We start from the raw sequence: 23,505 nt of genomic DNA, 5'->3' as shown, positions 1-23,505 counted from the left end.
GTGTTGCCTCCTTATCAGATGGTGCCGTTAATCAGCTTATCCAGCATGGAATCCAGGGTGGTCAGCAGCTGGCAGGCGGCGGCGTAGGACTTTTGGAACATCATCATACTGGTGGCCTCTTCGTTCAGGTCCACCCCGGACACGCTCTGGCGCTGATTGTCCCAGCTCAGGGCGCTGATTTCAAAGGCGGTGTAATTGGTGGTGGCGGTCTGCTGCTTGGTAGCCAGGGTGTTGTTCATCTCGGACAGGCGCTGCTGGAAGGAGCCGGAGAAATAGGTGGTGCCGTCGCTGGCGGTCGGGCCCACGATATCGGCGATGTCCTCCGGCTTATAGTTCATCTCCTCATACATCATCCCAATCATATGGTAGATGTTGTCATCGGCAGTGGTGTTTTCAGTGGGGTCGTAATTTTTGGTGGGCAGCAGGCGGGTTCCGCCGGTGGACCAACTCTTGGCAATGGAGATGTTGGCCGCTGTGATGCCCTTCCCGTCGGCGTCCTTGACGTCGTCGCTGTCGCCGCTGACGCTGAACAGAACGCCGCCGCCCATAACGGCGGTGCCGTGGCCCTTTTTGCCCAGGTGCTCGCTCTGCACATCCAGCAGCTGCTGCCGCAGTCCAGCGGACAGCTCATCCAGGCCGTCCTTGCGCACCAGATAGTCCTTAGCATTGGCATCTGAGATATTCAGCTCTGCGGCAATTGCTTGTGCCACCTTCTCAGCATCACTGCCTGCCGGGACATTCACCAGGTCGCAGGTGTCATCCATCTTATAGCGCTTGATGCCGTCCCTGCCGGTCTCGGTCTCGTAGCCCAGGAAGACCTGCTCGCCATTTACCGTATTAGCGTCGTTGAAGCTCTCGGCAAACTTCCGGGCCAGGGCATCCAGAGAGCGCTGGAAGTAGGTAATACCCCGCTTGACGTTGGCGTTGGGGTCAAACTTCAAGTCATCCTCGCTGGCAAACTCGCCCTCCTCGGTAATCAGCTCCCGCTTGGCCTGGAGGGAGCCGTACAGGTCGTTGTCCCCCAGTTCCACAATCTCGTCGATATCCCGGCCATACTCGTCCTTGATGTACCGGCCCCGCTCATCCACCAGGGGCTGCAGCCGCATCCACAGGCGGTTGGCGTCAGACCCCTTTTGGGCGTTGTCGATCAGTGTACTGCCTCCATTCCAGGTGTCATCCGGGTCATTGGTTCGGCCAATCACGTTCCCATCCGCATCGTGGATCAAATACTGCCCGGTGGTGGCCAGCCCGGGGTCATAATAGTCGGCGCTGATATCCGGAATAGTGACTCCGGCGGCTGCGTTTGCTTGAAGGACTGCCAGCCCGTTAGCATCATTGGTGGCAATATTACCGTTCGCGTCCCGCATGGCCTCACGCTCCAGCGTGGTGTAAACGATTTTGGGCGGATCAACGCTCAGGTCACTGTTCCGGCTGATATACATATTGCTGGTAGGCAGGCTTGGGTCATAGTCCGGATTCCGGGAAGGAATTTCCTCCGGCATATCGATCTGGGTGCCGTAGATGCCGTTGACCAGATACTTGGGGGGATTGCCCGAATTGGCCAGGGTTATGGACAGCTTTTCCACCTGGGAGAACTCGTCAATGGGCTCATAGCTGTACTGCACCTCGATCTCCATGTAGGAGGACAGCTTGTCGATGAGCACATTGCGCTGGTCCTTCAGCTCCAGGGCGTTGTGGCCGAAGATGTTGGCGTTGCGGATCTGGGCGTTCAGGTCCCGGATCTCGGTGAGGATGGTGTTCACCTGAGTGATATCGTTTTTCAGGTCGTTGGTCATGTTCTCCTTCACCGTGGCCAGCTTTTTGGCGTAGGTGTTGAAGATATTGACAATGCTCTCGGCGGAGCCCCGGACGGTGGTGTCGTAGTCCTCGTCATTGACCCGGTTGTTGTATCCCTGGAGCTGGGCCAGGAAGTCCTCGAACTGCCCGTGGAGCACGCCAAACTTGCCGGTGCCCTTGCCCACCTCGTCCAGCACCTGGGAAATCTGCTGAAGGCCCTTCACCGTGGCCTCGTAGAAGCCCACGTTGGCCTGCTCATCCCGGTAGAGGATATCCAGATAGGGGTCCCGCAGCTGGGACACCTGGTCCACCAGCACGCCGTAGCCGATATCCAGGTTGTAGTCGCTGGCGTACCGGGCGCTGCCCGCCGAGTGGAGGGAGACCAGGTCCGCCCGCTGCCGGGTGTAGCCGGTGGTGTTGATGTTGGCGATGTTGTTGCCCGTCACGTTCAGGCTGGCCTGAGAGGCGTAGATGCCCAGGCGGGCGGCGGTAAATGAGCCAAAGGTTCCAATGACTGCCATAATACGTTCTCCTTCTTTATCTCACGGCCTTAGGCCTTAAAATCAGTCTGGTGGGCCCTGCGCAGTTCCTCGGCCTCGGCCCGGTCGCCGGCCTGGACGGCCTGGGTCCGCTCGATGGCCCGCAGGTTGGCCTCCAGGGTGTGCCGGGCCAGCTTGCTGGCAGTCTGGAAGATCTCATACTGCTGGCGCAGCTCCTCCGCCACCGCCTTGGTCTCCAGCCGGTGCTCCTCCGGGCTGTGCCGCTCCAGGTCCCGCAGGCCGACCCCCGTCAGCCCCAGCTGAGCAAGCAGCTTATCCCGCTTCTGGTCGCAGCCCCGCAGAGACAGGCTGAGCACCTGCTCCCGCTTCATGCACTCCTCAACCCCCCGCAGGTTGCCGGTGGAGGCGGCGGCGTTTTTTTCCCGCTCCACCTGAGCCAGCTCCTGGAGGGTCTTGCTCAGTCCTCTGAGCAGCTTTAAATAGTCCTGCCACTGTGTCATTTACTCACCCTCCGTCATCAGCAGTATCCGGGCCGCCGTCTCCCGGGCGTCGGGGCGGTACTCCCCGGCAGCGACCTGGCAGTGCAGGTCCTGAATCTTGCCCGTGGTGTTAAAGGTGCGCACCTGCTGAGACAGACTGGCGGCCATCTCTCGAAATCCCTGCCCCGCAGGCGCGGAGAAGGTGATCTGATCGTAATGCCCCTCCGTACTCTGGACACGCCGCGTCCCTGAGCTGTGAACCGCTCCGGTGGCGGTAATGGGGGTAGATGTAAGGCGCTCAGCCCTTCTAATCAACATAATGTGACCTCCTGGCGCTCCTCCGGGGAGCATTCTATATCCAGACATGGTAAATCATTCTGCAATACTTTTATCGGTCTGTTGGGTTCAAAACATAATATAGAGGAAGAAATTTTTTCATTCCCGCCCCGGCGGGGCCGCTGTTGCGGGAGAATTTTATAAAATCCCATTGCATCCCAGGCGGATATCCTTTATAATATTGGCACAACCCGCCTCCCCGCCCCCGCGGGGAGGCAATCCATGTACGAGAAAGGAGGTGGAAACCCAATGACCGAATTTTCCCATTGCAGAAAGGCGGAGGTCTTTGACAAGAACAAAAACCAGGCCGTTATCGCCGCCGTGAGCATGGGGCCCATGGACAGTCTGCTGGTCACTCTGCCCCGGGACTTTAAGGCCAGCTCTGCCAGTCCGGTCCAAATCGTGTTCTACGACCCGATGCAGGGACTGGTCACCTGCCGGTGTACCCTCTCCGCCCCCCTGGTCACCGACGACCGGCAGCACTGTTCCTACCGCTGCCAGGTGCTGGATAAGCTGTCCCAGGAGCAGCGGCGGGAGGATATCAAAATTTCTCTCACCGCCAAGGTCACCGTCACCTTCGAGGCCCCCGACCGCACCCTGGAGGCCCCCGCTACCATACATAATCTCAGCGCCGGCGGCATTTACATGGTCACCGACCTGAAGCTGAAGCCCGGAGACCAGGTGTTCTTCTACTTCCACGACGCCGGAGGCACCATCCCCCTCACCGCCGAGGTGCTGCGGGAGGAGATCCGTTACGACCGGTACAGCCGCCCCGTCAAGGGCTACGGCTGCCGCTTTGTGGACCTGGCCCCCATGTATGAGCTCCAGCTGCGCAGCTTCGTGTTTAAGGAGGCCCGGCGCATCTATTAGTTCCATCAAAAAACCCGGAGCGTCTGCCCCGGGTTTTTGCTATATGACCGCGCCGGTCAGCGCCGTTCTTCCACAGGGTCCCGGTCCCGGAACAACAGCGTGACGCACCACACCGCGGACAGACCCACCAACGTGTATATCACCCGGCTGATCATACTGCCGGAACCGCCGCAGGCGAAGGCCACCAGATCGAATTGAAACAGGCCCACGCTGCCCCAATTCAGACCGCCGATAATCAGCAGCGTCAGAGCGATTTTGTCCATCACCATGTCAGACCACCTCCTTCATACTGGGCTCCAGAGGTAGTTTGTGCCCATTCTTCCGGGCTATTCCGGGAATTTTTTCATTTTTCCAGCGATTTTGGCCCAAAGGCGCAGGGAAGCAGCTCAGACAGGGAGGCCTCCTGATACCCTCCGTCCCCTCGGGCGGCCAGGACCCTCAGCCCCGGCGCAAACTCGTAGAGCATCTGCCGGCAGGCGCCGCAGGGCCAACAGTAGTCCTCCCCACGGCCGGCAATGGCAATGGCGGTCCAGCCCTCCCGGCGGCCCTCGCTCACAGCCTTCAAAATCGCGGTGCGCTCGGCGCAGATGGTGGAGCCGTAAGCCGCGTTCTCCACGTTGCAGCCGGTGAACACCCGGCCGTCCTCGCAGAGGATCGCCGCCCCCACGGGGAAGTGGGAGTAGGGTACGTAGGAAAAGTTCTGCATCTCAATGGCCTTTTGCACCAGTTCCTGGTCGGTCATGTCTTCCGCCTCCTTATATTATATGTCATTTTTAGAAAAGGGCTTGCGCCCCCTCTTCCTTTCTATTATAATTCATCTTACCTGAACAGGCAAGGACGGGATAACTATGAAAAAAAATTTTGCAATTTTTGATATGGACGGGACCCTCACCGACTCCATGGGCGTCTGGAACCAGCTGGCGGAGGAGTACATCACCGGCCTGGGCTATGTCTACTCCCCCCAGGTGATGGAGAGCACCGCCCACCTCACCGTGCTGGACTCCGCCGCCATCTTTGTGGAGCACTACCGGCTGTCCAAAACGCCGGAACAGGTGGCCAGGGAGATCAATGCCCTGATGGAGGCCCACTATCGCACTGACATCCCCCTGAAGCCCGGGGCCCGGACGGTGCTGGAGCGGCTGGCCGCCGCCGGGGTGAAGATGTGCGTGGCCTCCTCCACCTCCCCGGAGCTGCTGGATATCTGCCTGCGCCGGCTGGGGGTCCGGGACTTCTTCCAGTTCCTCCTCTCCGCCGAGGAGGTGGGGGCGGGCAAGGACCGGCCCGATGTCTACCTGGAAGCCGCCCGCCGCCTGGGCGGGACGCCGGAGAACACCATGGTCTTCGAGGACGTGATCTTCGCCGCCCGCACCGCCAAGAGCGCCGGCTTCCAGGTGGCCGCCATCTATGACACCTCCTCCGCCGCCGACCAGGAGGCCCTCAGAGGGGTTGCCGACTGCTACCTCACTGGCTGGGAGGACCCGGCCCTGCCGGGCTGGCTGGAGGGCTGACGCCATGCCTGTCTCTTACCACATGACCTTTCCCAAAGAGTACACAGGGGGACTGAACCGGTGCGGCGGGCTCCCCACCCATCTCCCGGAGCGGTGGCCGCAGCTGGACGGGGCCGACCTGACCTTTCTCTTCCAGCTCTACTGCGACGGCAGGATGCTGGATATCCCCAACACCCTCTGCATTCAGGGCTATCAGCTGTTTCAGGACGGCGAGGGCCTCTCTGACATCGTCATTGTCCGGGTCCCCCCCGGGGCGGCAGAAAATACAGAGCACATCGGACTGCCCTTTCCCGGCTATCCGGACGTGGAACAGTGGGGCGTCCGTTTTCACGGCTACTCCGGCGGCGACATCCGCTTCCAGGAGGTATTGGAGCGGGAGGACTACGACCTGGAACAGGACTTTGATCTCTGGTGGGACTCCGGGGTCCCATTCAGCAAGCTGGGCGGCTGGTGCGAGCCGGAACACATCCCCCCGGGCTGCCGGTTTGTGGGTCAGTTTTCCGACGAGCAGCCCTTTTATCTCGGAACCCAATATAAACTGTGCCTCTTCCTGACGCCGGAGGGGACCGTCATCACAGACTGTGTTCAGATGTAAAGAGAGACTTCCCTCCAGGGAAGTCTCTCTTTATTCCATCGTCAGTCTAGCCCGCAGGCCGGAGTACCGTCTGGTCTGCCGGTTATTGGCCACCATCCCGGCCACGGCGTTGGGGTCGCCTACCACGATGAACAGCTCCCGGGCCCGGGTCACGGCGGTATACAGAACCCCCCGGGTCATCAGCATGGGGGCCCCCTCCAGCGCCGCCAGAATCACCGCCCGGTACTCGCTGCCCTGGGCCTTATGTACGGTGACCGCAAAGGCGGGTTCCAGCTCCCCCAGCATATCCGGGGAGTACTCCACCACCTTGCCGTCGAAGTCCACCGTAATGGACTCCTTGTCAATGAAGCGGATAACCCCTACATCTCCGTTGAACATCCCCATGCCCGAGTCGGAGCCCCCCTCCTCCCGCCAGAGGATGTCGTAGTTGTTGCGCACCTGCATCACCCTGTCCCCCGCCCGGAAGACCCAGTCGCCGAAGCGCCGCTCCCCCTTCCCCTCCAACGGGGGATTCAGCGCCGCCTGGAGCACCTGGTTCAGCGCCCGGGTCCCGGTCCCCCGGCGGCGTGTGGGGGAGAGCACCTGGATCTGGTCGGTGGGGATACCCATCCGCTCAGGCAGACGGCGGCGGCACAGGTCTACCACCGTGTCCAGCACCGCCTGGGGGTCCCGCCGGGCCAGGCAGAAGAAATCCCCCTGGTTAAGCCGCAGGTCGGGCACCTCCCCCCGGTTAATCAGGTGGGCGTTGCGGACAATGGCGCTCTGGGCCGCCTGGCGGAAGATCTCGGTGAGCCGGACGGTGGGCACCGTACCGCTGCGGATCAGGTCGGCAAACAGGGACCCCGGCCCCACTGAGGGCAGCTGGTCCGGGTCGCCCACCAGCACCAGGCGGCAGTCCCCCTCCAGGGCGTCCAGCAGGGCGGCCATCAGGGGCACGTCCACCATGGAGGTTTCGTCCACAATCACGGCCTCCGCCTTCAGCGGCTCATAGGAATTTTTGGTAAATACCAGCTTGCCCGAGTGGAGGTCAAAGCCCGCCTCCAGCAGGCGGTGGATGGTGGAGGCCTCGGTGGAGCACAGCTCCCCCAGCCGCTTGGCGGCCCGGCCCGTGGGAGCGGCCAGGGCGGTCTCCAGCCCCATCATCTCAAAGAGGGCCAGTACCCCCCGCAGACAGGTGGTCTTTCCGGTGCCCGGTCCGCCGGTGAGGAGCATCACCTGACGGCTGGCGGCCAGCTCCACCGCCTGGCGCTGCTGGGGGGCGTAGGAGATGTGCTGTTCCCGCTGAATGCGGCCAATCAGCTTGTCCAGCCCCTGGGGCGGCGCCAGCTCCGCCTGACTCATCTCCAAAATCCGCTGGGCAATGTAGCTCTCCGCGTCGTACAGCGCGGGCAGATATACCGCGTCCTGGCCCGCCACCGTCTCACTCTCCGCCTCCCCCCGCCGGAGCAGGGCCTCAAGGCTCTCCTCCAGCAGCTCGCCGGACACCTCCAGCAGTACGCTGGTGGCCTCCAGCAGCTTGCGCCGGGGGAGAAAGGTGTGGCCGTTGTTCAGATTGTGGGACAGCTCAAAGAGGAGGCCCGCCTCCAGCCGCAGGGGGTCCTCCCGCCCAACTCCAAGGGACAGGGCCAGCTGGTCCGCCTGGGAGAACTCCACCTCAAACTCCTCATTCACCAGCAGGTAGGGGTTGGCTTTCACCACCTCCAGCGCTACGTCGCCGTAGGCCTGGCGCAGCGGGGCGGCCAGCTCCAGGGGCAGCTGGTGCCCGGTGAGGAACTCCATCAGCCGCCGGACGCCCATCTGCTGGCGGAAGGCCTCGCCGATCTTCCTGGCCCGCCGCTGGGTTATGCCCTTGATTTTCGTCAGCTGATCCGGATCCTCCTCTATGACGGCGAGGGCATCCTCCCCAAATTCCTCCACAATCTGCCGGGCCGTGGCCTTGCCAACCCCCTTCACCGCCCCGGAGGCCAGATAGTGGAAGACCTCCTTCAGCCCCTGGGGCAGGCGGCGCTCCACAATTTCCGCCTTCATCTGGGGACCATAGGTGGGGTGGCGGGTCCAGCGCCCTCGGACGGACAAAAATTCCCCCGGCGCGGCCCCCGCTATCGCCCCCACCACTGTGACCTCCTCCCCGTGGATGTCCAGCTTCAAAATGGTATAGCCGTTCTCCTCGTTCTGGTAGATGACGGCGGAGACAGAGCCCTCCAGCAGCTCCAGTTCCTGTTCTGACATGGGCTTCCGCCTCCTTTCGTCGTCCCGGCGTCCGTCACACCCGGGAAATGTAGTCGCCCAAATCGGATGCCGGCCACAGGATCACCTCCGGCCACCGGGCGGTGAGGCGCAGGGCCAGCTCCCAGCCCGCCGGGGTCAGCCCCGCGTCGGCAATGACTATGGGGCACCGCAGCAGCCCCAGTCCCCGCAGCCAGACGAAGGAGCGCACCAGCTGCTCCAGATTTTCTCCCTCGCCCCGCCCGGTCAGCACGACCCTGGCCGCCCGGGCCGGCAGCGGACGCAGCAGCAGTCCAAACAGCCACCACAGCACAAAGGCCAGCCCCAGTCCGCTGACCAGGGCCAGCAGGATATCCAACACACCCACAGAGAACCACCTCCGGGGTATTCTATGCACAATCTGCCTCTTCGGTGTACCGCCGGCCCTCAGACCGTCCCCGAAAACAGATTGACCCCCACATGGGTCAGCCCCAGCATGATGAAGCCCGCAGTAAGTACCCCCAGCACCACGGCGGGCATGGCCTTTTTCAGCCGCATCCCCAAAAATGCGGCGGCCAGTGAGCCGGTCCATGCCCCCGTCCCGGGCAGCGGAATGGCCACAAAGAGCCACAGCCCCAGATACTGGTACTTCTGCACCTTCTTACCCTTGAGATGGGCCTTCTTCTCCAGCCGGTCCACCAGACCGTTGAGCCTGGGGAAATATTTCCGCATCAGCTCAAAGATACGGCGGATGTAGACGATGATAAAGGGGGCGGGGAGCAGGTTGCCCGCCACCGCCGCCGGAAAGGCCAGCCAGTAGGGCAGCCCCAGCGCTACCCCGAAGGGCAGCCCGCCCCGCAGCTCGATCACAGGAATCATGGACACCAGCATGGTCAGCAGCATTTTTCCCTGTGTAGCGCTGGTGAGATATTGAAAGAGTTCCATGGAAGTCTCCTAGCTATTTTTTCGTTGATATATGTGCGTTCTATGGTATAATATAACACAAGCAGAAAGGAGTGGCTAGTATGATTTATTCCATTTCCGATATCAAGTCGATTTTGGCCCGCCAGTTGGCAGCCACCCCGGTCAGACAAGCAATCCTGTTCGGCTCCTACGCCAAGGGCTGTCCCAGAGAGGAGAGCGACCTGGACCTGGTGGTGGATATGGATGGCTGTACCCACAATTTTGCCTTTTGGGGCGTTTACGAGGCTCTTCAGGAGGCCTTCTCCATCCCGGTAGAGCTTTTTGAGAAAAAGGATATCCTCCCCGGCCAGGCGGCAGAGCGGGAGATACAGAAAACAGGGGTGATTGTTTATGACCGGTAAGGACCGTATCCTTCTGGAAAAAATGGTCAAGTGGGCCCGCAAATCGGAGATAGACTATCAGGCGGTCCGTTCCGAATATGAACCCGGTCCCTTTTCCAATCCCGTGATCCTAACAGCCTTCAGCCTGGCCCAAATCGGCGAATTGTCCGGTCGCATCTCCGCCGAACTGCAAGCACAGCACCCGGACATCCCTTGGAAGCAGATCAAAGGAATGCGAAACTTAATCATCCACGACTATACCGGTATTGATATGGGAGTTGTCCGAGATACTGTGGAGCGGGATATTCCTGTCCTGAGGGCAAAAATCGAAGAAATCCTCTCGGCTGAGCGGTAATCCCTCATTCCAGCATCTTCTTCAGGTACTGTCCCGTATAGGACCCCGCGCAGGCGGCCACCTCCTCGGGCGTCCCGGTGCAGACGACCTGGCCGCCGCCGTCGCCCCCCTCGGGGCCCAGGTCGATGATATAGTCGGCGGTTTTAATGACGTCCAGGTTGTGCTCGATGACCACCACGGTGTTGCCCCCCTCCACCAGCCGCTGGAGCACCTCAATGAGCTTATGCACGTCGGCGGAGTGGAGGCCGGTGGTGGGCTCGTCCAGGATATAGATGGTCTTGCCGGTGGAGCGCTTGCTGAGCTCGGTGGCCAGCTTGACCCGCTGGGCCTCGCCGCCGGACAGCTCGGTGGAGGGCTGGCCCAGCTTCACGTAGCCCAGGCCCACCTCTTCCAGGGTTTTCAGGCGGTTGTAGATTTTGGGCAGGTTCTCGAAGAAGGGCAGAGCCTCGTCCACCGTCATCTCCAGCACCTCGTAGATGTTCTTGCCCTTGTACCGTACCTCCAGGGTCTCCCGGTTGTACCGCTTGCCCTTGCACACCTCGCAGGGGACGTAGATATCGGGGAGGAAGTGCATCTCGATTTTCAGCAGGCCGTCGCCGGTACAGGCCTCGCACCGGCCCCCCCGGGTGTTGAAGGAGAACCGCCCTGGACCGTAGCCCCGGCTCTTGGCGTCGGGGGTTGAGGCGAACAGCTCCCGGATGTCGTTGAACAGATTGGTGTAGGTGGCGGGGTTGGATCGAGGGGTCCTGCCGATGGGGGACTGGTCGATGTTGATGACCTTGTCCAGAAACTCCTCCCCCTCAATCCGGTCGTGCTTTCCCGCCCGGGTCTTGGTGCGGTTCAGGTCGGCCCCCAGCTTTTTGTACAGGATTTCGTTGACCAGGGAGGACTTTCCGCTCCCCGAAACCCCGGTGACGCAGGTGAAGGTACCCAAGGGAATCTCCACATCCACATGGCGCAGGTTGTGCTCCGCCGCGCCGTATACCTTTAAATAGCGCCCGCTCCCCTTCTTTCTCTCCACGGGGACGGGGATTTTTTTGCGCCCGGTGAGGTAGTCCCCGGTGATGGAGGCGGGGTTGTCCATGACCTCCTCCGGGGTCCCGGCGGCCACAATCGTCCCCCCGTTGACCCCCGCGCCGGGGCCCACATCGATGATGTAGTCGGCGGCGCGCATGGTATCCTCATCGTGCTCCACCACCAGCAGGGTGTTGCCCAGGTCCCGCAGCTCCTTCAGGGTCTGGAGCAGCTTGTCGTTGTCCCGCTGGTGCAGGCCGATGGAGGGCTCGTCCAAAATATACAGCACCCCCATCAGAGAGGAGCCGATCTGGGTTGCCAGGCGGATGCGCTGGCTCTCGCCGCCGGAGAGGGTCCCCGCCTCCCGGGAGAGGGTCAGGTATTGCAGCCCCACCGACTGGAGAAAGCCCAAGCGGCTGCGGATCTCCTTCAGGATCTGGGCTGCGATCATGGCCTGGGTCTCGTTGAGGACCAGCTTTTCCGCAAAGTCCAGGGCCTCGGTGACGCTCTTGCGGCAGAAGCTGTCAATATCCAGCCCCCCCACCGTCACCGCCAGCGACTCCTTTTTCAGCCGCCGCCCCTGGCAGGTGGGGCAGGGGCACTGGGACATACACTCCTCCAGCTCCCGCTTCACGGCGTCGGACTGGGTCTCCCGATAGCGGCGCTCCAGATTGTTGACGATGCCCTCAAAGGGCTGGTACAGGGTCCCCTTGCCCCGGGGCTGGTCGTAGTGGAGGGTCAGCTTCTCCCCGTTGGTGCCGTAGAGAATGACGTCCATAATCTCCTTGGGCAGGTCCTTCACCGGGGTATTCAGCTTGAACTTGTACTTCTTCGCCAGGGCGTCAAAGTACATTCGGGCGATTCCGTCCGACTTGATGTTGTTCCACCCGGAGGCGGTGATGGCCCCCTCCACAATGGACAGGTTTTGATTGGGGATGACCAGTTCCGGGTCCAGCTTCATCTGGGAGCCCAGGCCGGTGCAGGTGGGGCAGGCGCCGAAGGGATTGTTGAAGGAGAACATCCGGGGGGAGAGCTCCTCAATGGACACGCCGCAGTCCTCGCAGGCGTAGTTCTGGGAGAACATAATGTCCCGGTCCTCCCCCGCCACATTGATAATCACCAGCCCCCCCGCCAGGTTGGAGGCGATCTCCACGCTGTCGGTAAGCCGGCGGGTTATGTCGTCCCGGATGACCAGCCGGTCCACCACGATCTCGATGTGGTGTTTTTTGTTCTTGTCCAGCTTGATCTCCTCGCTCAGGTCGTAGAGAGAGCCGTCCGCCCGCACCCGCACATAGCCCGACTTCCGGGCGTCCTCAAAGATCTTGGCGTGCTCCCCCTTCTTCCCCCGGATGATGGGGGCCATAACCTGAATGCGGGTCGCCTCGGGCAGGGCCAGCACCTGGTCGATGATCTGGTCAATGGTCTGCTGCTTGATCTCCTTGCCGCAGATGGGGCAGTGAGGGGTCCCCACCCGGGCCCACAGCAGGCGCAAGTAGTCGTAAATCTCGGTCACCGTGCCCACGGTGGAGCGGGGATTTTTGCTGGTGGTCTTCTGGTCGATGGAGATGGCCGGGGACAGGCCGTCGATGTAGTCCACGTCGGGCTTCTCCATCTGGCCCAGGAACATTCGGGCGTAGGAGGACAGAGACTCCACATACCGCCGCTGGCCCTCGGCATAGATGGTGTCAAAGGCCAGGGAGGACTTCCCGGAGCCTGACAGGCCGGTGAGCACCACCAGCTTGTCCCGGGGGATTTTTACGTCAATATTCTTCAGGTTGTTGACCCGTGCGCCCTTGACGGTAATGTGTGTGTGCATGGTGCCGCTTCTCCTTTTTGCTCCGCCAGGGGCGGGAAGTCATGGTTTTTCTTTAGGATAATGGAATGAATTTTTATTGTCAAGACCTATTCCACCGGTTCTGCCAGGAAAAAGGCCCCCTGCCAGTACAGCCACCAGCCCACAATCTCCTGCCCCAGCACCGGCTCCGCGCCTTCCGCCAGGGTCAGGACGCTGTAGGACAGGGCGTAGCTTTCGTAGCCCAAATCGGCGGCGGAGAGCTCAAACAGTTCCTCAAACTCCTCCGCTGTGAGGGTTGTGTAGTCCATGGCCTCAGCAGGATAATAGGTGTCCCATACGGTCAGACCGTTGTATTCCCGGTATGTGGTACCATTCTTTTCAAAGTAGCTGGTGTCATAGGTGATGACGGTCCCCACGCAGGCGTCCAGCTCCTCCTGGGTCAGGGGACAAAAGGGGGTCACCGCCGCGCATTCCGTGACGGTCCAGCTGCCGTCAAACTCCGGATGCCGCGGCATAACGGGGGCAGGCTCGTGGACGGGCTGGATGACCAGGAGAAGGGCGCAGACGGCGATCACCCCCGCCTCCCAGAGAGGGCCCAGATACAGGACCAGCTTCACCGCGATCAGCCCCAGGTGCTTCCAGCCTCGAAAGCTGTCGATATAGGGCCACGCCAGCCTGCCCGCCCGCTTCATCCGACGCCGGATGGCCAGAAAGGCGAGCAGCACCAGTATGTTGAAGCCCAGAATCAGCTTGACAATCGTATAAAACACCGCCGGCTGGGACAGCCACCGAATCACCGGCTCAAGCGGACCGAGAATGGGTGTAAAAATCGCCTCCAGCAACAGGCCCAGCGCCATTGCGGGGAGCAGCAGAAAAGTCCAGAATATAAACGCCATTGTTATGTTCGCCTCCCGCTGGACAATCGCTGGCCGCCTCTACAGCCTCATTCAAGCCTCTTTTTTCACCGGCTTCGCCTTCATCAGAATCAGCCGCTGGACCTCCTCCAGCTGCCGGGGCTCCTTCACGTCCAGGGTCAGCCACTTGCCGCCGTTGAACAGCGGGGTCTTTTCAAACCTCTCGCGGAAGGAGTCGGAAAAGGTGGGCAGGAGGACCTCCAGCTCGGCCATCTGCTTAGCCCCCAGGGTCACCATGGCGGCGAACCCCCCGGAGCGGATATAGAGGACACACAGGGACTTGCTCCCCTTTTTATATTTGACATTCCAGCCCTTGTCCAGGGCGCACTTGCTGAACTCCACCGAGGGCTCCGCCTGGTAGGTGTCCGCCAGCCAGCTCCGGAGGGCGGGAAACAGCGGGCTGTTAACCCAGCGGTCCATATCCTCCAGCTCCGGCTTGGTCTGCTGGGGCCAGGCCACATCCCAAGGTACCGGACCCTCCGCCGGGGCCTTCTTCTTCGGGGCCCGCTTCTTGGGCAGAGGGGTCACCTCCTCCGCCAGCCGGGCCGCCTCCCGCAAAGTCTCCCGGTCGTCGGGGTCCAGCAGGTAGTGGTCCTTGGCCCCCTCGTAGGGCGGCTGGGTGGGACGGCCCTGGAGCAGCGTTTCCAAGCAGGGCAGCATCTTCACCATGGGCCGGTCGTCACAGATCATCAGCACCGGCTTGTCGTTGAGGTAGACCATGTACTCCCCGAACATCTTCCGGGAGCGCACCGCCCCCAGGCCCTCCAGCTGTTCGCAGATGTAGGCCACAAAATCAGGATTGCTTGCCATGTCACTTCCTCCTAGTGCAAATTTACCGGACCCCGAGCCCGGTCCCGCAGGGTTGACTCCAGGGGCAGGACCAGCAGGTACTGGTCGGGCACACCGCTGGCGTTGGTGAAGCCAAACTCCACCGCGTTCTCAAAGCCGTACCGACCGTAGTAGCCCGGGTCGCCCACCAGAAAGATGGCGTTGGCCTCTGTCCGCTGGACCGCCGCCCCTATGAGGGCCCCGCCCAGTCCCCGGCCCCGGTCCTCCAGCCGCACCGACAGGGGGGCCAGCATGAGGAATTTCCATTCCTTGGGGTCCTGCCCGGGAGGACAGGGGACTTCTGTCTCGGTGAGCATCACATGCCCGGTGAGCGCCCCCTCCCGCTCCGCCGCCAGCTCCAGGGAAAAGCCCTCCCGGCGGCGCAGCTGCTCCACAAAGTCCTGCTCTGTGCCGTCGGATACCCGGGCGGTCTGAAAGGCGGTCTTCACCAGCTCATAGACGGCAGGGAAGTCCTCCTCCCGGACAGGGCGGATGGTATCGGGGAGGCTTGCGGGACTGGGCCAGTTCATCAAGCTCATAACATCCTCCTGTCCTCACTGCGGCCCACCAAATAATCAAGACTAACTCCAAAATAGTCTGCTAACTTGATTAGGGTCAGGCTCGGAATATTGATCTTTCCAGATTCGATATCCTGATAATGACGGCTGGTCTTCCCCAACAGTTCAGCCATATTCTGCTGAGTCACATTTTTTTCGCTCCGCAGCAATTTTAATCGCTGACTCAAAAGGGGCATCTTAATTTCCATCATTCTAATTCTCCTATTGACGGAACTTTTATCTCATGTTATAATAATTCATGGAGATTAAATCACATATGCCGGAGGTCTATAAATATGGATAACACCATCTATTTTCTCTATCAAATCCTGAAAAGCGACTACACTATCCCTGAAAGCCGGAAAGAGGAGGCTCTGCAAGCCTTCGCCATGGGGGTTGATTTCGGTCTGTCCCTGGGCCGGGAATTAAGTCAGTTCCAGGAAATGGACACCTATCCCGATGTCAAATCCGCCGTGGACGCCCCCACCAGCTCCAGCAGGGCGGCGGGGGAGAGCTCCACCTGAAAGCCGATTTTCCCCGCGGAGACCATAATGGTGTCGAACAGCTCCGCCGTCTCGTCAAACACGGTGGGGTACTGCTTTTTCATCCCCACCGGGGAGCAGCCGCCGTGGACATAGCCCGTCAGGGGCAGCAGCTCCTTTTGGGGCACCATGGCGATGGATTTTTCCCCCACCGCCCTAGCCGCCTTTTTCAGGTCCAGGGTCTCCGCAACCGGGATATCAAAGACGTAGATCCCCTTTGACGCCCCCCGGGCCACCAGAGTCTTGAACACACAGGCCGGGTCCTGCCCCAGCTGCTTCGCCACACTGATCCCGTCCAGTCCCGCCCCCGGGTCGTAGGTGTGGGGGGTGTAGGGGATGCTGTGCTGCTCCAGGACCCGCATTACGTTGGTTTTTTCCTCTTTTGCCATATGATTCCCCTTATTTTATATCCCAAACAGCAGTTCATGCCCCCAGAACATCCAGGCCCCGCACAGGAGCACCAGCAGGACCTCCCAGAGGATGAACAGGAGCAGGCCGTACTTCACCACGGTAAACAAAATCCGTTTCCAGTCGGGCTGGGCGCTGAGATATTCCCGGTCCATGGTGCCGGTGCGCTTCCACAGCCAGCGGACCACAACCAGCACCCCCAGGACCAGCACATTCCAGACCAGCAGAATAGGCAGAATCAGGGGCAGCGCAACCCTGAGAAGGTACAAAAGGGCCAGCGGCAGCAGCATTGGCAGCATGACAACAACAATAAGACCACCCATGTAATCTCTCCTTTGTCTGCATATTCAGCCAAGACGATGTTTCAGCGGTTGATCTCCCGGTTCTCTGTCCGGCCTAGAAGATAATCAGCGGAGACGCCAAAATAATCGCCCAGAAAAATCAACGCGGTCCCTGACGCATTGACCTCTCCCTTTTCCCAGCGCTGATAATTTCGTTCTGTGATTCCCATAAGGTCTCCCATCTGCCTCTGGGTCAAATTTTTTTCTTGCCGCAATTCCCGAAGACGTGCAGCAAATACTTCTAATTTATCAAATTTACTCTTCATACTAATATGCCACCAAATTGTCCTGCATCAACGGTTGATGTCCTGATTCTCCGCCCGTCCCAGGATATAATCGGTGGAGACGTGAAAATGATCTGACAGCAGAGCCAGCATCGAAACAGAAATATTTACCTTTCCATATTCGATCTTTTGATAATGGCTGGGCGTGCAATTCAGCAGCTCCGCCATATCTTTTTGCGTCAAATGCTCCTCTTCACGCAGGGTCTTCAATCTTTCTCCCATCATTTTTAATAATTCCATCCTGCACCTCTTGACACATCACCAAATTGCGCTAAAGGAGGATATATTTATGAACGATTTTTATCAATGGCTCTATGACCACTACGCCGCGCCCCGATTTAATGAGGAAGCCTTTTCCCTGCCCTACCAACTCCAAAAGGCGGAATGGCTGGCGTTTTCCAAGACTCTGCCAACCCATGAACGCCTGCTGTCCTTCGACCTGCTGAACAGCATGAAACATTCCTGGGGGGCGCAGTCCTTTGCCTATGGCGTTCAGGCGGGTCTGTCTCTGGCGCTGGATATCCCGCCTGACGGGTTCATTTCCCTCGAAGCTCTATAATCTGGTCCCGCAGGGCGGCGGCCAGCTCGAACTCCAGCATTTTGGCGGCCTCTCGCATTTCCTTCTCCAGCCTGGCGATGCGCTCCGCCTTCTGCTGCTTGGTCAGGCCCTGGACCTCGCCCCGGCGCTCGGCGGTGTTGGCGTCGTCCTGGGTGTCCAAGTCCAGCAGATTGCGCACCGATTTAATCACCGTCTTGGGCACGATGCCGTGGGCCCTGTTAAAGGCGTCCTGCTTCTCCCGGCGGCGCTCCGTCTCGTCGATGGCCCGGCGCATGGAGGGGGTTATGGTGTCGGCGTACATGACCACCATGCCCTCCGCGTTCCGGGCAGCCCGGCCGATGGTCTGGACCAGGGAGGTCTCAGAGCGCAGGAAGCCCTCCTTGTCCGCGTCCAGAATGGCCACCAGGGAGACCTCGGGCAGGTCCAGGCCCTCTCTCAGCAGGTTGATGCCCACCAGCACGTGGAAGGTACCCAGGCGCAGGTCCCGGATAATCTCCATGCGCTCCATGGCGTCGATATCATGGTGCATATACCGCACCTTGATGCCCGCCCCCTGGAGGTAGGTGGTCAAATCCTCTGCCATCCGCTTGGTGAGGGTTGTCACCAGGACCCGCTCGTCCCGGGCGGTGCGGGTGTTGATCTCCCCGATGAGGTCGTCAATCTGCCCCTCCACCGGCCGGACCTCAATCACCGGGTCCAGCAGTCCGGTGGGCCGGATGACCTGCTCCACAATCTGCCCCGAACGGGTCCGCTCGTACTCCCCCGGGGTCGCGGAGACATAGACGATCTGGTTGACCCGCTTCTCAAACTCCTCAAATTTCAGGGGCCGGTTGTCAAAGGCACAGGGCAGGCGGAAGCCGTACTCGATCAGGGTCGTCTTTCGGGCCCGGTCGCCGTTGTACATGGCCCGCACCTGGGGCAGGGTGACGTGGCTCTCGTCGATGAACAGCACAAAATCCTTTGGGAAGTAGTCCATGAGCGTGTGAGGGGGGGACCCCACCGGGCGGCCCTCAATGACTCGGGAGTAGTTCTCAATGCCGGAGCAGTAGCCCAACTCCTGCATCATCTCAATGTCGTAGAGGGTGCGCTGCTTGATGCGCTGGGCCTCAATCAGCTTGTTTTCCCTTTCAAAGAAGGCAACCCGCTCCTCCATCTCCTTGTAGATCTCCTGAATGGCGGCGTCCATCTTGTCCTTGGGGGTCACATAGTGGGTCGCGGGCCAGATGGGGATGTTGTTCAGCCGCCGGATGGGGGCGCCGGTGACCACGTTGATCTCGGAAATGCGGTCAATCTCGTCCCCGAAGAACTCAACCCGGATGGCGGTGTCCTTCCAGTAGGCGGGCCACACCTCCACCGTGTCCCCCCGGACCCGGAACATATTGCGCTCGAAAGCGATGTCGTTGCGCTCGTAGCGGATGGCCACCAGCTTTTTCAACAGCTCGTCCCGCTCCAGCGCGGCCCCCACACGCAGGGAGACCATCATCTTGCCGTAGTCCTCCGGCTCGCCCAGGCCGTAGATGCAGGACACGGAGGACACCACAATCACATCCCGCCGCTCCAGCAGCGACGCGGTGGCGGACAGCCGCAGCCGGTCGATCTCCTCGTTGACGGAGGAATCCTTCTCAATGAAGGTGTCGGTGTGGGGAATATAGGCCTCGGGCTGGTAGTAGTCGTAGTAGCTGACGAAGTACTCCACCGCGTTGTTTGGGAAAAACTCCTTGAACTCGGCGCACAGCTGGGCAGCCAGCGTCTTGTTGTGGGCCAGCACCAGGGTTGGCCGCTGGACCTTCTCAATGATCTTAGCCATGGTGAAGGTCTTTCCGGAGCCGGTGACCCCCAGCAGGGTCTGTTCATCCAGCCCCATCTCGATGCCGTTGGACAGCGCCTCAATGGCCTCGGGCTGGTCGCCGCTGGGGGTATATTCTGATACCACTTCAAATTTAGGCATATCCTTCACCTCTCTGCCGCCTCTATTATAGCAGAACTAATGTTCTATATCAAGGGAAAACGCAAATTTTCTACAACTTATTCTTCCCACCTCAAAACGGGGTGGGAAGAATCATTTTCTTTATTTACCAGAAGCCGGGGGAGATCATCTGGAAGCCCCTCGTCCAGCCCCGGGCCCGGGACTCCTCAACGGACACCATATCATCGTCCGAGAAGATCAGGTGGTCCACCAGCTGCACCTGGAGGGGCTCCAGGGCGCTCCTCACCACGTCGGTGCTATTGATATCCTCCTCGGAGGGCAGGGCCACGTTGCTCACATGGTTGTGCGCCAAATAGCAGTAGCTGGCCTTCAGCGCCAGGCACTCCTCCGCAACCCGCCGGATGGTCACATCGGAGTTGTGTACGTTGCCCTCGGAGATGAAGCACACCCCAATCAGCTTCCGCTTGGCGTCCAGACACAGGAGATATACCTTCTCGTTCCGCGCACCGGCAAAGTGCCCGGACAGCACCGCCCCCGCCTCCTCGGTGGTGTGGATGGTCTGCCCCGGGTTGGCGCGCTGGCTCAGATAGCGACCCAGAATGGCGGGGACCAGTTTCAGCAGGGTTATGGAGTGCTCCCCCAGGCCGGACACCTGCATCAGTTCCCCGGGCAGGGCGTCCAGGACCCGGTCCAGCGAGCCGAACCGGTCCATCAGCGTGTGGGCCAGCGGATTCACATCCCCGCGGGGGTTGGCGTAAAACAGCAGCAGCTCCAGAACCTTGTGGTCGGGCCAGCCCTCAATTCCCCGGGCCAAAAACTCCTGCTTCACCCGGCCCCGGTGCCCGGTGTGGACGGCCATCTTTTTCTCTGCCATCGCTGCTCCCCTCCCATGTCAGCCCTTCCTTATGAATGGGTCCCGCAAAATGTCCCATAGGCCCGGTCCAGCAGAGGCTCAAACTGGAGGTAGTCCTCCCAGCTGCCCACAAACTCCAGGGGCAGGTCGCACAGGTCGTCCAGGACCCACCCTACGTAGTCCGTCCAGTACTGTCCGCCGCCGTAGTAGTCCTCCACAAAGGGCAGAATCTCTGGACACAGGTCCTCATCCCAAAACTTGCCGTCGCAGTAGCGCAGGAAAAAGTCAACCCCCAGCAGCCTGCCGGCTTTCACCGCCTCCAAAATTTCGGGAATCTCCCGGTGGAGCTCCCCGTTGAACCTTCTCCGAACAATCCAGGTGAGGAAAAAGCCAATGTGGTTGCCCGCCCGGCGGGTGATCTCATACTCGTCGTCCTCTGTGAGGGCGCTCTCCTCCTTGGCCTCGGTTTGGCAGTAGACCTTCCGCGCCTTGTCGCAATAATAATCAACCCGGTCAAAGCACATTGGGCAATCCTCCTTATCTCGCGCCGTATTCGGCCAGATAGGCCTCCATCCGGGCCCTCATGTCATCGTCGATGTGGACCCTGCCGTCCACCGGATTGTTGTGGAGAAATTCGATGATCTCCCGCACGGTGACGATGGGGTACACCTGGATCCCGTAGTCCTGGCGCAGCTCATCCAGAGTGGAGCAGCTGCGGGTCCCCCGCTCCATCCGGTCCACCGAGACGAAGAGGGCCTTCATCTCCACCGGGGCCACCTGCTGGAACAGCTGGATGGACTCCCGCACGGCGGTGCCGGCGGTGACCACGTCCTCAATAATGGCCACCCGGTCCCCCGCCTTGGGCTTGTAGCCCACCATGGAGCCCCCCTCGCCGTGGTCCTTGACCTCCTTGCGGTTGAAGCAGTAGGGCAGGTCCCGGTCGTAACTGCGGTACAGCGAGGCGGCGGCGGACACGGCCAGGGGAATACCCTTGTAGGCCGGGCCGAAGAGGCAGTCGATGCCCTCGGGCATATGCTCCTGAATGCAGGCGGCGTAGTAGTCCCCCAGCCGGGCCGCCTGAGCCCCCGTTTTGTAGTTGCCGGTGTTCACAAAGTAGGGGGTCTTCCGCCCTGACTTAGTGGTGAAGTCCCCAAAGGTAAGCACACCGGAGCGCACCATGAAGGTGATAAATTCCTCCTGATAGTTCATGTGAAAAACTCCTTTTCCTCTGTGTGTCCGGCTCCGCCGGTGGGATGATCTCATTTCTGATTGAGTATTATACCACGCTTTTCCGGGCTGTACAAGGGTTTGCCGCCAGGTAAGGAGACAAAAAACGCCGGCATATTTCGACCGCGTTAAGATTTTTCAACCCTCCGGCCCGCCCTTTACCTTTCTCCGCTTTTTTGGTATAATCACCACAGAACAGAAGGAGGAGGGGCGCGCCGTGTCCTCACGTCTCACACAGTTATATCACTGGCTGGACGGCCAGTTTCACCGCATTCCCCCCATCCTCCGAAATCCGGGGGTCACCGCCCTGTTTCTGTGCGCCGCCTACTTCGCCAGCCGGGCCCTCATCACCCACACCGGCGGTGAGAACAACTCCGCCCTGGTCTTTGTGCTGGCGGTAGTACTCATCTCTCTGCTCACCTCCGGATACGCCTACGGCATTGCCGCCTCCATCATCGGGGCCCTCAGCATCAACGTGTACTTTATGGAGCCCTACGCCGTCTTCTCCCTCAGCCGCACCGGCTACCCGGTGGCCATGCTGTCCATGATCGCCATCTCCTGCGTGGTGTGCGCTCTCACCGCCCGGGTGAAGAAGCAGGCCATCGAGGCCGTCCGCCGGGAGAAGCAGGCCAAGGCGCTGTATGAGCAAAACGCAAGGCTCAACGCGGAGAAGGCGGCCATCCAGCTCCAATCTGAGCGCATCTCCATTCGGGAGAGCATCCTGCGGGCGGTCTCCCACGACCTGCGCACCCCCCTCACCTCCATCTCCGGGGCGGCGTCGGTGCTGCTGTCAACCCCGGAGATTTCGGAGAAAAATCTGTCCATGCTCTATGACATCAAGCAGGACGCCGACAGCCTCATCGCCATGGTGGAAAACCTCTTGTCGGTGACCCGCATTCAGGACGGCACCATCCCCTTGAATACCCGGGAGGAGATGCTGGAGGAGGTGGCCGGAGACGCCTTGCTGGCAACCCGGCGGCGCTTCCACAACTGCCCGGTGGAGCTGGACCTGTCGGAGGACATCCTCTACCTGCCCATGGACCCCCTGCTCATCCGTCAGGTCATTGTCAATCTGCTGGAGAACGCCATCCGCCACTCTGGCGACCGGGAACACATTACCCTGCGCCTGTACCGCCAGGACGACTGGGCGATGGTTGAGGTGGCCGACCGAGGCCGGGGGCTGAGTCAGGAGGTGCTCCGGGCCATCCAGGCCGGTCAGGCCATGCCCCTGTCAGGGGACGCGACCCGGGGCATGGGCATCGGCCTGTCCGTCTGCCAGAGCATTATCAAGGCCCACGGCGGCTGCTTCACCGCCGGCAACCGCCCCGGCGGAGGCGCCGTCTTCCGCTTCGGCCTGCCCGCAGAAGGAGGAACACCATGAACGAGAAACAGACTATCTTGATGATCGAGGACGACCGGGCCATCAGCAACTTTATCAGCCGGGCCCTGGCCGCCAACGACTACCGGACCATCCCCGCCTTCACCGGCAAAGAGGGCCTGTCCCTGTTTTTCTCCCACGGCCCGGACTTGGTGCTGCTGGACCTGGGGCTGCCCGACATGGACGGGCTGGAGATCCTTGCCCAGCTCCGGGATCTGCCCCGGGAGATCCCGGTTATCATTATTTCCGCCCGGGACCGGGAGTCGGAGAAGGTGCGGGCCCTGGACATGGGGGCCGACGACTATGTGGTAAAACCCTTCGGCGTGTCCGAGCTGCTGGCCCGTATCCGCTCCGCCCTGCGCCGCGCGGAACGGATGAAGCTGAGCCAGGGCATCCAGCGGGATATCTATCAGATCAAGGACCTGACCATCGACCTCTCCCGCCACCAGATTTTCCTGAAGGACGAAGAAATCCACTTCACCCAGAACGAGTTTAAAATTATTGAGCTGCTGGCCATCCATGCGGGAAAGGTGCTCACCTACGACTTTATTCTGGAGCATATCTGGGGCCCCTATGGCGGCAGCGGCAGCAACCAGATCCTCCGGGTCAATATGGCCAATATCCGCCGGAAGCTGAAGGAAAACCCCTCCGAGCCCAAGTACATCCACACCGAGCTGGGCATTGGCTACCGGATGCTGGACGACTAGGCAGCTTCTGGAAAAAATTCGGTTCTTTAATTCGTAAAGTATCTTTTGTAGGATGGGACGACCCTAGCCTGCCGCTTTATGGCCCGGCAAAGCTGGGGGGATTGACTTGCTGGCACTGCTTCTACATTAAAAACTCAAATAGAAGCAGATTCCCTAAGACAATCCCCCGCCTTCGCTTCGCTCACCCCCTTTGCCAAAGGGGGCAAGCGGATGCGCCGCTTG

30 protein-coding genes are annotated in these 23,505 nt (G+C 60.7%); 9 read left to right on the top strand and 21 right to left on the bottom strand.

All coding sequences use genetic code 11. The features are described 5' to 3' along the window. Positions 1-14: 14 nt before the first annotated feature. Genes D1646_RS13960 through D1646_RS13950 form a run of 3 tightly spaced genes read right to left on the bottom strand, consistent with a single transcriptional unit; the run spans position 15 to position 3,094 of the window. Positions 15-2,318: a flagellar basal body rod C-terminal domain-containing protein gene (locus D1646_RS13960; RefSeq protein ID WP_160637069.1), complete on the bottom strand. Its 2,304-nt coding sequence runs from the start codon at positions 2,316-2,318 to the stop codon at positions 15-17. A 29-nt stretch (positions 2,319-2,347) separates the two neighbouring features. Next, positions 2,348-2,797, bottom strand: coding sequence for a flagellar export chaperone FlgN (gene flgN, locus D1646_RS13955; RefSeq protein ID WP_160637045.1), 450 nt, complete (start codon positions 2,795-2,797; stop codon positions 2,348-2,350). After that, complete coding sequence (locus D1646_RS13950; protein WP_160637044.1) at positions 2,798-3,094, bottom strand: flagellar biosynthesis anti-sigma factor FlgM; 297 nt, start codon at positions 3,092-3,094, stop codon at positions 2,798-2,800. It lies immediately after the preceding gene. A gap of 267 nt (positions 3,095-3,361) precedes the next feature. Here D1646_RS13950 and D1646_RS13945 point away from each other — a divergent pair, with 267 nt between their 5' ends. Beyond that, a complete protein-coding gene (locus D1646_RS13945; protein WP_160637043.1) occupies positions 3,362-3,982 on the top strand; it encodes a PilZ domain-containing protein in 621 nt (206 codons plus the stop codon). Between the two features lie 56 nt (positions 3,983-4,038). Here D1646_RS13945 and D1646_RS13940 read toward each other — a convergent pair whose 3' ends face one another. Both D1646_RS13940 and D1646_RS13935 read right to left on the bottom strand, forming a co-directional pair. Beyond that, positions 4,039-4,251: a DUF378 domain-containing protein gene (locus D1646_RS13940; RefSeq protein ID WP_160637042.1), complete on the bottom strand. Its 213-nt coding sequence runs from the start codon at positions 4,249-4,251 to the stop codon at positions 4,039-4,041. A 74-nt stretch (positions 4,252-4,325) separates the two neighbouring features. Further along, positions 4,326-4,724, bottom strand: coding sequence for a cytidine deaminase (locus tag D1646_RS13935; protein WP_160637041.1), 399 nt, complete (start codon positions 4,722-4,724; stop codon positions 4,326-4,328). A gap of 106 nt (positions 4,725-4,830) precedes the next feature. Here D1646_RS13935 and D1646_RS13930 point away from each other — a divergent pair, with 106 nt between their 5' ends. Both D1646_RS13930 and D1646_RS13925 read left to right on the top strand, forming a co-directional pair. After that, complete coding sequence (locus tag D1646_RS13930; protein WP_160637040.1) at positions 4,831-5,490, top strand: HAD family phosphatase; 660 nt, start codon at positions 4,831-4,833, stop codon at positions 5,488-5,490. A 4-nt stretch (positions 5,491-5,494) separates the two neighbouring features. Beyond that, positions 5,495-6,085: a hypothetical protein gene (locus D1646_RS13925; protein WP_160637039.1), complete on the top strand. Its 591-nt coding sequence runs from the start codon at positions 5,495-5,497 to the stop codon at positions 6,083-6,085. 30 nt (positions 6,086-6,115) lie between these two features. Here D1646_RS13925 and D1646_RS13920 read toward each other — a convergent pair whose 3' ends face one another. Genes D1646_RS13920 through D1646_RS13910 form a run of 3 tightly spaced genes read right to left on the bottom strand, consistent with a single transcriptional unit; the run spans position 6,116 to position 9,235 of the window. Beyond that, positions 6,116-8,314, bottom strand: a complete 2,199-nt coding sequence (locus D1646_RS13920) for an ATP-dependent RecD-like DNA helicase (RefSeq protein WP_160637038.1) — start codon at positions 8,312-8,314, stop codon at positions 6,116-6,118. Between the two features lie 34 nt (positions 8,315-8,348). Continuing rightward, positions 8,349-8,678, bottom strand: coding sequence for a hypothetical protein (locus D1646_RS13915; protein ID WP_160637037.1), 330 nt, complete (start codon positions 8,676-8,678; stop codon positions 8,349-8,351). 59 nt (positions 8,679-8,737) lie between these two features. Beyond that, on the bottom strand, positions 8,738-9,235 hold the full coding sequence (locus D1646_RS13910; protein ID WP_160637036.1) for a small multi-drug export protein: 498 nt from the start codon (positions 9,233-9,235) through the stop codon (positions 8,738-8,740). Between the two features lie 80 nt (positions 9,236-9,315). Between D1646_RS13910 and D1646_RS13905 the strand changes: the two genes are divergently transcribed. Further along, positions 9,316-9,615 carry a nucleotidyltransferase domain-containing protein gene (locus D1646_RS13905; RefSeq protein ID WP_160637035.1) on the top strand — a complete coding sequence of 100 codons (300 nt, stop codon included), beginning with the start codon at positions 9,316-9,318 and terminating at the stop codon, positions 9,613-9,615. After that, entirely contained in the window at positions 9,605-9,949 is a 345-nt protein-coding gene (locus D1646_RS13900; protein WP_160637034.1) for a HepT-like ribonuclease domain-containing protein, read from the top strand. Before D1646_RS13905 ends, D1646_RS13900 begins: the two co-directional genes overlap by 11 nt. Before the next feature lie 4 nt (positions 9,950-9,953). Here D1646_RS13900 and uvrA read toward each other — a convergent pair whose 3' ends face one another. The 5 genes from uvrA to D1646_RS13875 all read right to left on the bottom strand — a co-directional run bounded on the left by uvrA (position 9,954) and on the right by D1646_RS13875 (position 15,269). Beyond that, the gene (gene uvrA / locus D1646_RS13895; RefSeq protein ID WP_160637033.1) at positions 9,954-12,779 is read right to left on the bottom strand and encodes an excinuclease ABC subunit UvrA; all 2,826 of its coding nucleotides are present in this window, start codon (positions 12,777-12,779) and stop codon (positions 9,954-9,956) included. An 86-nt stretch (positions 12,780-12,865) separates the two neighbouring features. Beyond that, complete coding sequence (locus D1646_RS13890; RefSeq protein ID WP_160637032.1) at positions 12,866-13,654, bottom strand: hypothetical protein; 789 nt, start codon at positions 13,652-13,654, stop codon at positions 12,866-12,868. 51 nt (positions 13,655-13,705) lie between these two features. Then, a complete protein-coding gene (locus D1646_RS13885; protein WP_160637031.1) occupies positions 13,706-14,482 on the bottom strand; it encodes a DUF3788 family protein in 777 nt (258 codons plus the stop codon). An 11-nt stretch (positions 14,483-14,493) separates the two neighbouring features. Next, positions 14,494-15,039 (bottom strand): N-acetyltransferase, encoded by a 546-nt coding sequence (locus D1646_RS13880; protein ID WP_160637030.1) that lies wholly within the window; start codon positions 15,037-15,039, stop codon positions 14,494-14,496. Next, complete coding sequence (locus D1646_RS13875) at positions 15,036-15,269, bottom strand: helix-turn-helix transcriptional regulator (protein WP_243154180.1); 234 nt, start codon at positions 15,267-15,269, stop codon at positions 15,036-15,038. Before D1646_RS13875 ends, D1646_RS13880 begins: the two co-directional genes overlap by 4 nt. 84 nt (positions 15,270-15,353) lie before the next feature. Here D1646_RS13875 and D1646_RS13870 point away from each other — a divergent pair, with 84 nt between their 5' ends. Further along, complete coding sequence (locus tag D1646_RS13870; protein WP_160637029.1) at positions 15,354-15,581, top strand: hypothetical protein; 228 nt, start codon at positions 15,354-15,356, stop codon at positions 15,579-15,581. Here the strand turns inward: D1646_RS13870 and ybaK are convergent. The 4 genes from ybaK to D1646_RS13850 are packed head-to-tail and all read right to left on the bottom strand — an operon-like array spanning position 15,509 to position 16,872. Then, complete coding sequence (gene ybaK / locus D1646_RS13865; RefSeq protein WP_160637028.1) at positions 15,509-15,988, bottom strand: Cys-tRNA(Pro) deacylase; 480 nt, start codon at positions 15,986-15,988, stop codon at positions 15,509-15,511. The two genes, D1646_RS13870 and ybaK, sit on opposite strands and share 73 nt — an antisense overlap. 15 nt (positions 15,989-16,003) lie before the next feature. Beyond that, entirely contained in the window at positions 16,004-16,330 is a 327-nt protein-coding gene (locus tag D1646_RS13860) for a hypothetical protein (RefSeq protein WP_160637027.1), read from the bottom strand. Between the two features lie 41 nt (positions 16,331-16,371). After that, complete coding sequence (locus D1646_RS13855) at positions 16,372-16,614, bottom strand: helix-turn-helix transcriptional regulator (protein ID WP_160637026.1); 243 nt, start codon at positions 16,612-16,614, stop codon at positions 16,372-16,374. 27 nt (positions 16,615-16,641) lie between these two features. After that, on the bottom strand, positions 16,642-16,872 hold the full coding sequence (locus D1646_RS13850; RefSeq protein WP_160637025.1) for a helix-turn-helix transcriptional regulator: 231 nt from the start codon (positions 16,870-16,872) through the stop codon (positions 16,642-16,644). Between the two features lie 49 nt (positions 16,873-16,921). On the opposite strand from D1646_RS13850, the gene D1646_RS13845 reads away from it, so the two are divergent. Further along, complete coding sequence (locus D1646_RS13845; RefSeq protein WP_160637024.1) at positions 16,922-17,191, top strand: hypothetical protein; 270 nt, start codon at positions 16,922-16,924, stop codon at positions 17,189-17,191. Here the strand turns inward: D1646_RS13845 and uvrB are convergent. The 4 genes from uvrB to pyrE form a co-directional block, all read right to left on the bottom strand. Then, on the bottom strand, positions 17,169-19,139 hold the full coding sequence (gene uvrB / locus D1646_RS13840) for an excinuclease ABC subunit UvrB (protein WP_160637023.1): 1,971 nt from the start codon (positions 19,137-19,139) through the stop codon (positions 17,169-17,171). The two genes, D1646_RS13845 and uvrB, sit on opposite strands and share 23 nt — an antisense overlap. A gap of 124 nt (positions 19,140-19,263) precedes the next feature. Beyond that, a complete protein-coding gene (locus D1646_RS13835) occupies positions 19,264-19,992 on the bottom strand; it encodes a JAB domain-containing protein (protein ID WP_243154179.1) in 729 nt (242 codons plus the stop codon). A 29-nt stretch (positions 19,993-20,021) separates the two neighbouring features. Then, positions 20,022-20,495 carry a hypothetical protein gene (locus D1646_RS13830; protein ID WP_160637022.1) on the bottom strand — a complete coding sequence of 158 codons (474 nt, stop codon included), beginning with the start codon at positions 20,493-20,495 and terminating at the stop codon, positions 20,022-20,024. Positions 20,496-20,508: 13 nt separating this feature from the next. Then, positions 20,509-21,180 carry an orotate phosphoribosyltransferase gene (gene pyrE, locus D1646_RS13825; RefSeq protein WP_160637021.1) on the bottom strand — a complete coding sequence of 224 codons (672 nt, stop codon included), beginning with the start codon at positions 21,178-21,180 and terminating at the stop codon, positions 20,509-20,511. Positions 21,181-21,415: 235 nt separating this feature from the next. On the opposite strand from pyrE, the gene D1646_RS13820 reads away from it, so the two are divergent. Continuing rightward, on the top strand, positions 21,416-22,579 hold the full coding sequence (locus tag D1646_RS13820) for a DUF4118 domain-containing protein (RefSeq protein ID WP_160637020.1): 1,164 nt from the start codon (positions 21,416-21,418) through the stop codon (positions 22,577-22,579). After that, positions 22,576-23,283, top strand: a complete 708-nt coding sequence (locus D1646_RS13815) for a response regulator transcription factor (protein ID WP_160637019.1) — start codon at positions 22,576-22,578, stop codon at positions 23,281-23,283. Before D1646_RS13820 ends, D1646_RS13815 begins: the two co-directional genes overlap by 4 nt. Positions 23,284-23,505 lie beyond the last annotated feature (222 nt).

The sequence above is a fragment of the Pseudoflavonifractor sp. 60 genome (genome assembly GCF_009911645.1).
GTDB lineage: Bacteria > Bacillota > Clostridia > Oscillospirales > Oscillospiraceae > Lawsonibacter.
The sequence above is the reverse complement of the archived record's forward strand: the minus strand, read 5'-3'. Positions and strand labels throughout refer to the sequence as shown.